General features: G+C 33.9%; 16 protein-coding genes. 6 read left to right on the forward strand and 10 right to left on the reverse strand.

Annotation, left to right across the window (positions count from 1 at the left end; genetic code table 11):
- Nucleotides 1-735 (forward strand): LytTR family DNA-binding domain-containing protein, encoded by a 735-nt coding sequence (locus N4270_RS12315; protein ID WP_260097523.1) that lies wholly within the window; start codon nt 1-3, stop codon nt 733-735.
- Here the strand turns inward: N4270_RS12315 and N4270_RS12320 are convergent.
- Genes N4270_RS12320 through nadC form a run of 3 tightly spaced genes read right to left on the reverse strand, consistent with a single transcriptional unit; the run spans nt 732 to nt 2,957 of the window.
- Complete coding sequence (locus N4270_RS12320; protein ID WP_260097524.1) at nt 732-1,154, reverse strand: DUF2147 domain-containing protein; 423 nt, start codon at nt 1,152-1,154, stop codon at nt 732-734. The two genes, N4270_RS12315 and N4270_RS12320, sit on opposite strands and share 4 nt — an antisense overlap.
- Entirely contained in the window at nt 1,147-2,100 is a 954-nt protein-coding gene (locus N4270_RS12325) for a YihY/virulence factor BrkB family protein (RefSeq protein WP_260097526.1), read from the reverse strand. The genes N4270_RS12320 and N4270_RS12325 overlap by 8 nt, the downstream gene beginning before the upstream one ends.
- On the reverse strand, nt 2,100-2,957 hold the full coding sequence (gene nadC / locus N4270_RS12330; protein ID WP_260097527.1) for a carboxylating nicotinate-nucleotide diphosphorylase: 858 nt from the start codon (nt 2,955-2,957) through the stop codon (nt 2,100-2,102). Before nadC ends, N4270_RS12325 begins: the two co-directional genes overlap by 1 nt.
- Nucleotides 2,958-3,169: 212 nt before the next feature.
- Between nadC and rlmH the strand changes: the two genes are divergently transcribed.
- The gene (rlmH, locus tag N4270_RS12335) at nt 3,170-3,643 is read left to right on the forward strand and encodes a 23S rRNA (pseudouridine(1915)-N(3))-methyltransferase RlmH (protein WP_260097528.1); all 474 of its coding nucleotides are present in this window, start codon (nt 3,170-3,172) and stop codon (nt 3,641-3,643) included.
- Nucleotides 3,644-3,645: 2 nt separating this feature from the next.
- Here rlmH and N4270_RS12340 read toward each other — a convergent pair whose 3' ends face one another.
- The 4 genes from N4270_RS12340 to N4270_RS12355 all read right to left on the reverse strand — a co-directional run bounded on the left by N4270_RS12340 (nt 3,646) and on the right by N4270_RS12355 (nt 6,083).
- The gene (locus N4270_RS12340; RefSeq protein ID WP_260097529.1) at nt 3,646-3,951 is read right to left on the reverse strand and encodes an HPF/RaiA family ribosome-associated protein; all 306 of its coding nucleotides are present in this window, start codon (nt 3,949-3,951) and stop codon (nt 3,646-3,648) included.
- A gap of 95 nt (nt 3,952-4,046) precedes the next feature.
- Nucleotides 4,047-4,406, reverse strand: a complete 360-nt coding sequence (locus N4270_RS12345; RefSeq protein ID WP_260097530.1) for a lipocalin family protein — start codon at nt 4,404-4,406, stop codon at nt 4,047-4,049.
- A 190-nt stretch (nt 4,407-4,596) separates the two neighbouring features.
- Entirely contained in the window at nt 4,597-5,040 is a 444-nt protein-coding gene (locus N4270_RS12350) for a BLUF domain-containing protein (protein WP_260097531.1), read from the reverse strand.
- A 14-nt stretch (nt 5,041-5,054) separates the two neighbouring features.
- The gene (locus tag N4270_RS12355) at nt 5,055-6,083 is read right to left on the reverse strand and encodes an AraC family transcriptional regulator (RefSeq protein WP_260097532.1); all 1,029 of its coding nucleotides are present in this window, start codon (nt 6,081-6,083) and stop codon (nt 5,055-5,057) included.
- A 111-nt stretch (nt 6,084-6,194) separates the two neighbouring features.
- Here N4270_RS12355 and N4270_RS12360 point away from each other — a divergent pair, with 111 nt between their 5' ends.
- A complete protein-coding gene (locus N4270_RS12360; RefSeq protein WP_260097533.1) occupies nt 6,195-6,770 on the forward strand; it encodes a non-canonical purine NTP diphosphatase in 576 nt (191 codons plus the stop codon).
- Between the two features lie 51 nt (nt 6,771-6,821).
- Here N4270_RS12360 and N4270_RS12365 read toward each other — a convergent pair whose 3' ends face one another.
- Entirely contained in the window at nt 6,822-7,325 is a 504-nt protein-coding gene (locus tag N4270_RS12365; RefSeq protein ID WP_260097534.1) for a hypothetical protein, read from the reverse strand.
- Nucleotides 7,326-7,699: 374 nt separating this feature from the next.
- On the opposite strand from N4270_RS12365, the gene N4270_RS12370 reads away from it, so the two are divergent.
- Together N4270_RS12370 and N4270_RS12375 are read left to right on the forward strand one after the other, a co-directional pair.
- A complete protein-coding gene (locus N4270_RS12370) occupies nt 7,700-9,586 on the forward strand; it encodes a DEAD/DEAH box helicase (protein ID WP_260097536.1) in 1,887 nt (628 codons plus the stop codon).
- Nucleotides 9,587-9,711: 125 nt separating this feature from the next.
- The gene (locus N4270_RS12375) at nt 9,712-10,533 is read left to right on the forward strand and encodes a carboxypeptidase-like regulatory domain-containing protein (RefSeq protein WP_260097538.1); all 822 of its coding nucleotides are present in this window, start codon (nt 9,712-9,714) and stop codon (nt 10,531-10,533) included.
- A 1-nt stretch (nt 10,534) separates the two neighbouring features.
- Here the strand turns inward: N4270_RS12375 and N4270_RS12380 are convergent, their stop codons facing one another.
- Together N4270_RS12380 and N4270_RS12385 are read right to left on the reverse strand one after the other, a co-directional pair.
- The gene (locus tag N4270_RS12380; RefSeq protein WP_260097539.1) at nt 10,535-10,909 is read right to left on the reverse strand and encodes a VOC family protein; all 375 of its coding nucleotides are present in this window, start codon (nt 10,907-10,909) and stop codon (nt 10,535-10,537) included.
- A gap of 63 nt (nt 10,910-10,972) precedes the next feature.
- The gene (locus tag N4270_RS12385) at nt 10,973-11,626 is read right to left on the reverse strand and encodes an RNA methyltransferase (protein ID WP_260097541.1); all 654 of its coding nucleotides are present in this window, start codon (nt 11,624-11,626) and stop codon (nt 10,973-10,975) included.
- A gap of 36 nt (nt 11,627-11,662) precedes the next feature.
- Between N4270_RS12385 and N4270_RS12390 the strand changes: the two genes are divergently transcribed.
- Nucleotides 11,663-12,874, forward strand: coding sequence for a lipopolysaccharide assembly protein LapB (locus tag N4270_RS12390; protein ID WP_260097549.1), 1,212 nt, complete (start codon nt 11,663-11,665; stop codon nt 12,872-12,874).

A 12,874-nucleotide genomic window follows, 5' to 3' on the forward strand; every position in this document is an offset into this window, starting at 1 on the left:
ATGATAACAACTATAATTATTGATGATGAACAGCATTGTATTGATCGGTTATTAGATTTAATAAAGCGACATCCTAATACGTTTAATGTTTTAGCCACTTGTAATTCGGTGGAACAAGCATTAGAACAAGTTCCAAAGCTACAGCCTGATCTCGTATTTTTAGATATAAAAATACACGCAAAAACAGGGTTTGATTTTCTACAGGAATTACCAACCGTTAACTTCAAAATCATCTTTACTACAGCCTTTGATAATTATGCTATTAAAGCTTTTAAGTTTAGTGCTTTTGATTATTTATTAAAACCCATAGACAGTGATGATTTTAACGATTCTATCAAACGACTAAAAAATGACCTGAGTCATCAAACTATTGAAAATCAAATTCAAAATCTGTTTAATAACCTGAAACCTGAGCCTAATAAAATAATAACTATTCCGTCGTTAACTGGCTTTGAAACTTTAAAAGTTGAAGAGATTATTCATTTGGAAGCCGATACGAGTTACTGTCATATTTTTACAAAAAACAGCAAATTTACGGCTTCAAAACCTATAAAGTTTTATGAAGAATTACTCGATGGTTATTCCTTCTTTAAAACCCATAAATCCCATTTAATCAATATCAATCAGGTTAAAAAATATTATAGAGGAAAACAAAGCTATGTCGTGATGTCTAATGACAATCAGGTTCCGATTTCGGTGAGAAAAAAAGATGATTTTTTAAGATTATTTGATTAGTTTGCCCGAATCCAGTACTGCGTTCGATAAAAAAAAGCAACATAACCTCTAACCTGGAGTTTATTGGAGTTGCTTTCGTCTAGTTTTAACCGGCAATCGTATACCTTTCCATCTTCAGGATTCGTAATGGAGCCTTTTTTGTAGGCATCACCAACTTTCTCCATATTTTTGATGATTTCCAATCCTAAAACAGGTTGATTATAGTCATCACCTTTGCAAAAATTACAAGGCAAATCGCGCTTTGACGCATCAAATATTTCGATAATTTTTCCGAAGACCTTTCCGTCTTTCTTATAGATTTCAACAATAGACTTTTCCTCTCCTGTAGCATCGTCGACAGTTTTCCACTTTCCTAAAATGGTTTGAGAGGTACTATATTGAAAAATGAAAAGCGCTACAATTATAAAATATCTAGTCATCGTGATCATTCTTTCTTTTTAAACGTCTAATTGTTGCATTTAGTTCATAACCCAACAACAAAATATTGGCATTGAGCCATAAATACAGTAACAAAATCAGCAAAGCACCAATAGAACCATAAAGTTTATTGTACTGTGAAAAGTTTTCAATGTAGATACCAAATAAATAAGAGGTTAATATGATCAGTAAGGTTGTAAACAGCGCGCCAACAGAAAAGAATTTTGAGGTTTTACCCGATTTGGTTCCGTAGTAATATAAAGTGGCTGTTGCGATATACACCATAAACACAAAGAATAAGTACTTAGCAAAGACAACCCAAAATAAGTTACTGCCTTGTTTGGCGTAATCGAGATTTTCAAATTGTTCGTACAAAGGCTGAATGATATATATTTGAAAATACCCAAAAAAGGCAACAGTTAAAATAACTAGTATGGCCAAAATCAAGGCCACACCAAGCGCATATAAATACTGTTTAAAAATATTTCTTGTAAGTTCGCGATGGTAGGAATTTTCAAAACCTGAAAACACCGCGTTGACACCATTAGCCATTAGTAAAATAGAAATCACAAATACCGATGACAATAAACCTCCACGTTCGGTGTTTTCGATATTTTCAAAGATATTAGAAAAGAAAAACTCAGACGTTTGAGGCGGTAAAAAGGATGTCAAAAATTGTTGAAATTCTGTTTGAAACCCATCAATGGGAATATAGGGAATCAATATCAACACGAATAACAAAAAAGGAAATATTGCTGTAAAAAAACTAAATGCTATGGCACTTGCGCGTGCTGTTAGTGCGCCTTCAAAAATCCCTATCGCATACAGTTCTAACAAATCGTAGAACGACAAGCCTTCAAGTCCGGGAAGTTTTAGTTTCCGAAGTAAATCAACGAGGCGATTTACGATCGGTATTTTACTTAATATCTCTTTTAAGGATTTTGCCATTAAACAGCCTTTAAGCTTAAATCCATGTTATATACTGAATGTGTTAACGCTCCAGACGAAATAAAATCTACACCACATTCTGCATAGGTTCTTACTGTTTTTTCATTAATACCTCCAGAAGATTCTGTTAAACATTTATCGCCAATTAATGCAACTGCAGTTCGTGTATCTTTATAATTAAAATTATCGATTAGGATACGGTACACACCTTCAGTTTCAAGAATTTCTTTAATCTCATCAAGATTTCTCGCTTCGACAATAATCTTTAAATCGCGATTAGTTTCTTTTAAATACTGCTTGGTTTTATGAATCGCTTTGGTAATGCCTCCAGCAAAATCAATATGATTGTCTTTGAGCATAATCATATCATAAAGTGCAAATCTATGGTTCTCTCCGCCTCCAATCTTTACGGCCCACTTTTCTAAAGCTCTAATACCAGGAGTTGTTTTTCGGGTATCAAGAATCTTCGTCCCTGTGCCTTCTAACAAATCAACAAACTGTTTGGTTTTGGTCGCAATTGCACTCATACGCTGCATGGCGTTAAGTACTAAACGCTCCGCTTTTAAGATAGACTGCGAAGCCCCTTCAACATAAAACACAATGTCGCCATATTTAACAGGACTCCCATCTTTAATGCGTGTGTCAACTTTCATATCTTTATCCACATAAGCAAAGACTTTTTTAGCAAATTCTACACCAGCAATAACACCTTCATCTTTAACGAGTAGTTTAGCTTTCCCCTGAGCAGAAGCAGGAATACAAGCCAGTGAGCTATGGTCGCCATCACCAACATCTTCACGAATAGCATTAGCGATAATACCATCTATTTCTTTATCAAATTGTTCTTGTGAAATCATGTTTAAAATATTTAAGGTAAAAATAGCAATTGATTTTTGAATATTTAAACAGAACTGTTTAAGATTCTATTTAAGTTGACACCTTTTTTTAAGATAAAAACATTCCCATACTGAAACAAGGATAATGTTATTAGTTACATGGATGCATTATTTTATAATATAATAAGCCAAAGCGTCTCATTTCTATTATTTTTGAATGCTAAATTTAAACTATGACTATTAAACTTCTCGCCATAGGCAAAACAGATCATTCTAATTTACAGTCGCTCATTGACGATTATCAAAAACGACTGGGATTTTATGTGAAATTTGAATTTGAGATTATACCCGATCTTAAAAAAACGAAGCATCTAAGTGAAGATCAGCAAAAGCAGAAAGAAGGTGATCTCATTTTAAGCAAACTCAATACTACGGATGTGATGATTTTGCTTGATGAAAATGGAAAGCAATTGGATTCGGTAGGTTTTTCTCAGTATTTACAAAAGCATATGAATTCGGGCATTAAACAACTGGTATTTGTGATTGGTGGTCCTTACGGATTTTCACCAGAGGTCTACCAAAAAGCAAATGGGAAACTGTCATTGTCTAAAATGACCTTTTCCCATCAGATGATTCGCTTATTTATAATTGAGCAATTGTATCGTGGCTTCACCATTTTAAAGAATGAGCCTTACCACCATCGCTAAATTTAGCTGACTTTCTTAAAAACTACAGCTTTACGTTTTTTTAATTGGCGTTCTAAATCGCTTATCGTTTGACGCACAGCTACTTCATACTTTTTCTCATTAGATGTAGCGAAAAGTCTCGGACCAGGCAAACTCAATCTAATACTACAAATAGCATTATTTTCTGGCTCGTTAGGATCCTTCTTAAAAAATACGTCTGCACCAACCACAAACTCATATCTATTAAACAATTTACTTAATTTTTCTTCGGTAAAAGCGCTTAGGGTATCGCTTACGTCGACATCTACATACTGAAAGTTTACATTCATAATCATTCTCATTTTTAGGTTAATTTTGATACTTAAAGATACGATTTTTTGTCGCTATTTCAATAGCTAATAATCATAAAAAAACCAAAAAATCTTTATTTCTTTTTAACCAAGGTTAAAACCTCTTCATTCCCTGAACGACTCATTGTAAAAGACAATGTATCAGCATTGAGTGTGTTGATTTCGACAGCAATTTCTAACTTTCCATCTGGTTTAGAATATAAAATCCCATCGGCAATTTTATATGTGCCTACTGTTTCTTGAGCACCCACTTGAGATGTATAGGTTTTGTCATTTTTGAAACTGAAATGAGCATTGTCATTACATTTATCTTGAGACGTAGTGACATCAATCCAACTCGCACATTCCCATTCGCCCACAATAGCTTCGGCATATTTTGAATCGCTACAAGAGACCATTAATAAAACAGATAAAATGATGATTAGTTTTTTCATAGTGTTTTTTTTAGTTTATTATGTATTCATCCCAATAAATACAATTCAAAATTATTAATAATGAGATACTTTATTTCTGATTATCAACTAAATAAAATCTTATCTTGTTTAAAGTGAATACAAAGAATAAAAGACTAGATTTCAAAAGAAAACACAGCATACCCAATTTATCATAACTTAGTGAATCAATTTAGTAAATTCTTTGCTTGTTTGAGGTTAGCAATTGAGATACATTCTCTCTAAGAATGTTATAAACTTCTGATGATTTTTGATGATCACTCACTGCATTAAAATAGAGGTCTAACAACATATGATTATGCTGATCCTTTGTAGCGTCACCCGTAAATTTATAAAATGCCATCGACCAGTCATCCCACAAAGTGTCATGAGTCGAGGTTTCAATTAAAGTGATCACATTTTCATGTCTTTGATCTGCTTTAATCTTGGCATACAGTTTTATAATATCGGCTTTTTGACCCTCAATTATTTGTAAGAATTTATGGCCATTATAAATAATACAGCCAGATATGTTATGCGTTTTATTAAACTGTTTTGCTTTGAGCAACATCATATCAATTTGAGCAATAGTAAATTCTGCTTTAGCTTTTGATTGATAGATAATAGAATAAAACATAGTGTAACTAAAAATTAGGAATTAACAACCAACAGGTCAGGATTAGATATACATTTTGAAGGCAGGACACCAAAGTGATTCTTAAAAATTTTAGAAAAATAACTTCGGCTAGAAAAACCAACACTATAAACCAATTCAGATACATTTAAATCTGATTCATAAATTAACTTAGCCGCCTTCTCTAAACGCTTTTCGGTAACAAAATTAGACACCGTTTTATCATAAAGATATTTGAATCCAACTTGAAGTTTCGAAGCATTGAGTCCCGATATTGATTCTAATCTACGAATTGACAAGTTCTCTGATAAGTTATTGTCAATGAATGTTTCTAAGGCAAGTAATTTGTCTATTTCATACAATCGTAATGGAGTTTTATCATAATTGTTAGATATATCTTTTACATATCTATCTACCTGTGAGGCTATTGTATTTAATATAGCGGCTTCCTTAAATAATATTTCTGAAGGACTCTGAAAACTGTACCTCATCATATCATTTACGTAACTTGAAGTTCTAAAACAAACTCTCCCCGAATACAGTTGATTTTCGTTATTATAAAAATCTGATAAACAGTTAAATGCATTTTTACGCAATTCATTTAAATCGTCATGATCTATTTTATTTAAGTTAGGATTATAAGATATCAAACTAATTTTTAAGGGAATATCAACAGGAAACTTAATAATACTCGTTGTTGTTTGACTTCTATTAATAATCGTATTTTGCCTAAAACTTATTGAATTGAAATTAGATTGGTTACCAAATTTATGGTCTATACAACCTTCAAGACAAAATATAAAATCTACAACCTTAGCTGAATCTCCTTGTAGATACAAATATGTCTCATTATAAAAAACCACATCAAAAACTATAACTGAAATATCATTAGATACTAAGGTCATAGAAATATTGCCTTTTCCGAATTCGTCCCGCAATTGGGTATATCCAAAAGCTTTTCCCTTGGTGAATTTATCACCTATCACACCAGAAATAGCTTCAAGATTATCTAAATTCTTACTACTGGTAGCTTGCAGCTTTACCATGTGATTGCAACGATTTAATTTGGTTAGTATCCAAATTTAACTCTTTTATTATAATTTTACAGCCTCATCTATTAAAATAGTTTAGTAAATTCTGAACACAAATTAAATACCATGCAACTCGTTTTCGCAACCAACAACGATAATAAACTCCAGGAAGTCCAATCTTTAATTCCTCAACACATCAAACTCTTAAGTTTAAAGGACATTGGCTGTTTTGAAGAGGTTCCAGAAACACAAGCCACTATTGAAGGTAATGCCATTCAAAAAGCTGACTATATAAAAACACACTATGGCTATGATTGTTTTGCTGATGATACAGGTTTAGAGGTTGAATCATTAAACGGCGACCCTGGCGTTTACAGTGCGCGATATGCTGGTGCTCAGCGAGACGCTCATGACAATATGAATCTATTGCTTAAAAACCTTGAAGGCCAACCAAATAGAGACGCACAATTTAAAACCGTAATAGCCTTACATCTTAATGGACGTTTAAAAACTTTCGATGGTATTTGTAAAGGCGAAATCACCAACAGCAAACAAGGCACACAAGGCTTTGGATACGATCCCATTTTTAAAGCTCTAGGCTACGATAAAACCTTCGCAGAAATGTCTTTAGAGCAAAAGAATAAAATTGGACACCGCGGAAAGGCTACAAGACTACTTGTCGATTTTCTTAATGCAATTTAATTCCATAAAAAAATCCAGCTTTCACTGGATTTGCATTTACTATACTAAAATTTACTTGGCTTTTATGACCGAGTTTTTGGCTTTCTCAATCGCCTCAGCATATTTCTTATCGGCATTTTGATCGACCATTCCTATAAACATCAAACAGGTATCATCATCAACAGCCATACAATAAATCTCATTATCAAGCGTAGAACCTTCAGCTTCGCTGATCCCTTTCATATATAAAACTTTGACTCCGTTTAGCTCTGTTTCGCCTTTATCGGTAATTTGAAATCGCACATCGGCATTATCAGTCATTTTCTTTTTAGAATTTTCATAAGAATCTGGTATCATCATAGCCATAATTACAGATTTAGGGTCTTCTGAAACAAAAGTATTGGCTCCTGCAGATTTATAAAGCGTCGTGTCGACTTCAATTGCTATTTCCTTAGCCATAAGTTCCATCATTCTGGCCATTTTGTCTTTACCAGCATCTTTTTCCTCTGTGTCTTGTGCTTGCACATTAAAAATCATCATAAAGATAGCCAGTGCTGTAAGTGTTTTTTTCATCATAATAATTAAGGTTTAATAACTAAATGTAAGAAATACATTAGAGATGTACCCCAATTCATCTATTATTTTAAAATTTAATTCAAAAACCATCAATTCTACACCATCAAAAATGAGTAAAACAGACGGCTAGTTTCCATAATATTGAATATCCAAATAAAAGCGTATCTTTGCACCTTGAAAAATAAAGTGAGACCTCCTTTTTAAAAAGGAGGTTCGTTCAACAAACAATTTTTAGGTCGCTAATTAGCTTTTAAAGATTGAGTTTCACTAAATTCCTCAGAGTGAGGATGTGTTACCTAGAAGTTTAAGTGTTTAGTATGTCGATTCGCTTCTTTTGTAACACCAAAGGACATAATCGAATACAAAACAAACGAATGAGCACATTCCAAGAACTCGGTCTTAATGAAGACCTATTACATGCTATTACCGATTTAGGATTTGAAACCCCTAGTGATGTACAAGCAAAAGCAATTCCAATTTTATTAGAAAAAGACTCAGATCTGGTTGCCTTAGCGCAAACAGGAACGGGTAAAACAGCAGCATTTGGATTTCCAATGCTTCAAAAAATTGATGTTAACAGTCGTACGACTCAAGGGTTAATTTTATCCCCTACTCGTGAACTGTGTTTGCAAATTACTAACGAGCTTAAACTCTACGGAAAGTATTGTAAAGGCTTAAATGTGACTGCTATTTATGGTGGTGCAAGTATCACCGATCAGGCAAGATCTGTAAAGCGTGGTGCACAAATTATTGTAGCCACTCCTGGTCGTATGAAAGATATGATTAGCCGTAATATGGTTGATATCTCTAAAATTGAATATTCCGTTTTAGATGAAGCCGACGAAATGCTAAACATGGGATTTTATGAAGATATCACTGATATATTATCCCATACACCCGAAGATAAAAGCACTTGGTTATTTTCTGCAACGATGCCTAAAGAAGTATCGAATATTGCAAAAAAATTCATGCATAATCCTATTGAAATAACCGTAGGAAACAAAAATGAAAGTACCAGCCAAGTGTCGCACGAATACTATTTGGTTAATGCCAGAGACCGTTATCAGGCTCTAAAGCGTTTAGCCGATGCTAATCCGGATATCTTTTCTGTGATTTTTTGTCGTACCAAACGCGATACGCAAAAAGTAGCCGAAAACTTAATAGAAGATGGCTACAGCGCTGGCGCACTACATGGTGATTTAAGTCAGAATCAACGTGATTTAGTAATGAAATCGTTTAGAAATAAACAAATTCAAATGCTGGTTGCTACAGATGTTGCAGCTCGTGGTATTGATGTTGATGATATTACTCACGTAATCAATTACCAATTACCTGACGAAATTGAAACCTATACACACCGTTCTGGTCGTACAGGTCGTGCCGGAAAAACCGGTGTTTCGATGGTGATTGTCTCTAAAAGTGAAGTGCGTAAGATAAAAAGCATCGAACGTATCATCAAGAAAGAATTTGAGAAAAAAGAAATTCCTGATGGAATGGAAATCTGCGAAGTACAATTAATGTCACTCGCTAATAAAGTTCATAATACTGAAGTTAATCACGAAATTGATAAGTATTTAGCCAGTATTAATGAATTGTTTAAAGATACCGATAAAGACGAATTGATAAAGAAATTCTTTTCTGTTGAATTCTCACGTTTCTTTAATTACTATCAAAAATCGAAAAACCTAAATGTCGCAAGTTCTTCCAGAGATTCTGAAGGTGAAAGCGGACGCGGTTATGGTGGAAGCGGGAACGAAACCCGTTACTTTATCAATGTAGGCCGAAAAGATGGCTACGACTGGATGAAGTTGAAAGATTTCTTAAAAGAAGTTTTAGAGCTAGGTCGCGATGACGTTTTTAAAGTAGATGTTAAAGACAGTTTCTCTTTCTTTAATACTGAAAAAGAAAATCAGGAAAAAGTTCTAACCTTTTTTACCGATTTCAAACATGATGGACGTTTTGTTAATGTAGAAGTTAGTGAAGATAAAGGTGGCCGAAATCGCGGTGGAAGACGACGTGATGGTGGTGGAAAACGCCGACGTGACGACAAACCAAGAGGTGAAAGACGTTCAAGACGTAGTGATTCTGGATCTGGAAACAGAAGCGACCGACGTTCATCTGAAAGACCTGGTAGACGTTCAAGCGAAACATCTGGAAACAGAAGTGAAAGACGACGCTCTGGAAATGATTCAAAATCACCAAGACGTACCGAAACAGCTTCTGGTTTTGATCGTCCTAGACGCTCCAGACGTAAAGATTAATATTAAAAACCTCGTAACATTGTTGCGAGGTTTTTTTAAACTTTCTTGTTAATATTTAGTCAAATTTACGTCTACTTTAGAGTGGTCTACAATTTGTTTAGTATTTTTAACACTTAAATCAATACATGAAGTACCTTTTTACCATACTATTATTAACTGTATCTGTAGTAGGTTTTGCTCAAGAAGCAGAGACATCTGACAAAAAATCTCAGGATTCAACAGTTGTAAAATCCAACACAAGTGTTAAAGGTACAGTGATAGATTTGACTACAGACAAACCTATTGATCGTGTTAACATTGTCAATCTTAATCAAGTTATTGGAACTGCTACCGATGATGATGGTAACTTTGAAATCAAAGCCAACGTTAACGACACCTTGCATTTATCGTATTTAGGTTATAAATCAATCAAAGTAAGAGTAACGAATGACTGGCTTAAATTTGGAGAGACAAAAATTGGTATGGTAGAAGCCGCTCTGGCTCTTGAAGAAGTCGTTGTAAATCAATTAAAATTAACGGGTTACTTAGAAATTGACGTAAAACAAGTGCCAATTCAATCTAATTACAGATATAGTATTTCTGGGCTCAACAATGCTTATGAAGCTGGTAACAGAAGACCAAACGCTGTAAGCAAGGTCTTAGGTGCCATTTTTAACCCTGCCGATTTTCTGCATAATATCTTCGGAAAAAAGCCAAACGAACTTCGTAAGCTTAAGAAGATGAAAAAAGATGATGAAATCAGAAACTTATTAGCGTCTCGTTTTGATAGAGAAATGCTTATGGTTTTACTTCAGGTGGATCGTTTTGATTTAGACGAAATTGTCAATCAGTGTAACTATTCTAAAAGTTTTATTGATTCTGCCAACGACCTTCAAATACTTGACGCTATTAGCGAGTGCTACGAAGAGTACAAAATATTAAACCGAAATAAATCTGGTCGTTTCTAGACTAAGCATTAGAATGTAGTGCTACTCTATTTCCTTCGGTATCTATAAATACAGCCATATGACCATGCTCTGGTGAGATTTCAGTTTTAGACTGATAAATCGTTCCGCCAGCAGCTTCCACTCTACCTATTTCATTAGCAACATCATCGCATACAAAGTAGACTAAGGTACCTTCCTGACTCGGAATATAAGATTCTTGCTTTATTAATGTACCTGTGGCGCCTGGCTTTTTTTCGTCAAAAGGAAACCATCCCATTAAAATTCCGCCAAAATTATGAATGGCAATATCCACTTTAAAAACAGTTTCGTAAAAAGCTTTAGCACGATCCATATCATGAACCGGAATTTCAAACCAACCTACCATATTATGCTTCATATGATTCTATTTATTTAATTTTAGTCCTCTTAAAAGTAGTCATATTTTTTTTAAAACTAAACGCTAGGTTTCATAAAAACGTTCAATAATTGCTTTATGACTTTTAATTGTTTTCTTACACCAATCTAAGCGCTTGGCGAGTTGTTCTTCTTCGGTAAGTTGCCAATTGACTCTAGTCTGTCTAAGTTTTGTAGTTACGTGTTGTAAAATAATAGCTGCAGATACCGAAATATTTAAACTTTCAGTAAAACCAACCATCGGTATTTTTAAAAAGCAGTCGGCTTCATCAATCACGTCCTGAGATAAACCGCTTATTTCTCTTCCGAAGAAAAAACATGACTGTTTTGTGACATCAAAATCGTCCAGTAAACTATCGTCTTCATGAGGTGTTGTCGCTACAATTTGATAGCCCTTATGCTTTAAATCTTTTATCGCTTCTTTTACTGAATGATACCGATTTAAGTCCACCCATTTTTGAGATCCCATTGCAATTTCCCTATCGATATTTTTACTGTTTTGCTCTTCTATGATATTTAATTCTTGAATCCCAAACACATCACAACTCCGCATCACAGCACTTGTATTGTGCAATTGGTAAACATCTTCGGTGGCTACCGTAAAGTGTTTGGTCCGTTGTGACAACACCCATTCAAATTTTTCTTTACGCGCTTCGGTTAAATAGCTTTCAAGATGTTCTAAAAGTTTAAGGTCTATCATTAAAAAGATTTATATTTATTGAAAATATAAAACTCTATGGGATTAAAAAAACGATTGGTCTTTTTTTCAGTATTAGTCTTTCTTCAGCTTTACAGCCTTGCGCAGGAAGCAACAAAAGGCATCTCTTCTGATACGATTAGTTATAGTGACGAAAACACCAAGAAAGTTTTGGAGTTTGGTAGTTTTATAGATGACGCCATTCTTAATGGTGATTCGGAAGCTTTTATGTCTAAGCTAAACAAAGATGTATTTTTTAAGCGTATTATGGATTTAAATCCGTCAATAGATACTGAAGACAGCTACGTTAAAGGTTATCTCATCGGCATGAGAAAAGGCATCGATAAGTTTCCTAATGAAATTATTGCTGATGTAGAAAACGGCTCTTACTATGATTTTATTAGCTATCGTTATGACGAAACCTTACAAACCTATTTTGCTTTATTCCGGTTATATTCTGCAGAAACTGGTATGAATTACCATGATTTCAGAATTCATAAAACTGATGGCGAATTGCAATTTTCAGATATGTACTTATACATTTCTGGTGAAAATCTCAGTGATACTTTTGCCAGAATTATGATGTATACGATTCCCGAGAAAAAGGTATTCGGTCTCATAAAAACACCTGTTAAGGAAGACACAAAAGCACTTATTCAAGCGATGAGTTATAATAAAATGGGACATTTTGAAAAATCTTATCAAATTTTAGATGGCATTACTTCTGAACTTTCAAAGGAAAAATTTTTCCTGATTTTCAAATCCTTAATCGCGAGTAATATAGACGATGATAAATACTTGGCGTCCTTAGAAGATTTACTAACCACTTTTGAAAACGATCCAACTATTGCACTCAACAAAGTGGATTATTTGTTATATAAAGGTGAATATTTTGAAGCCATTCAGGTTCTTAATCAGTTACAAAATGAAACCGAAGATGACTTCTTAAATTTTATGAAAGCCAACATTGCCTTTCAAGATGAAAACTATGATCTTGCCTTAAATTATTACACGTATACCATTGAAAATTATACGGATTTTTTTGAAGGTCAAGCTGGTTACCTCAATACTTTAGTGATGATGAAAAAATATCCTGAAGCTGTAGATTACTTAGAAGAATTAACCTCCGAAATCTATGACAAGCTATCTATGATTGAATATGTTGAAGAAGTCGATGAGTTTGGAAACAACATTTTAGAACCTTTAGTAAAGTCTAAAGTATACAAAAATTGGAAACGCAAAAAAGACTAA

The organism is Psychroserpens sp. SPM9 (genome assembly GCF_025153525.1).
GTDB lineage: Bacteria > Bacteroidota > Bacteroidia > Flavobacteriales > Flavobacteriaceae > Psychroserpens.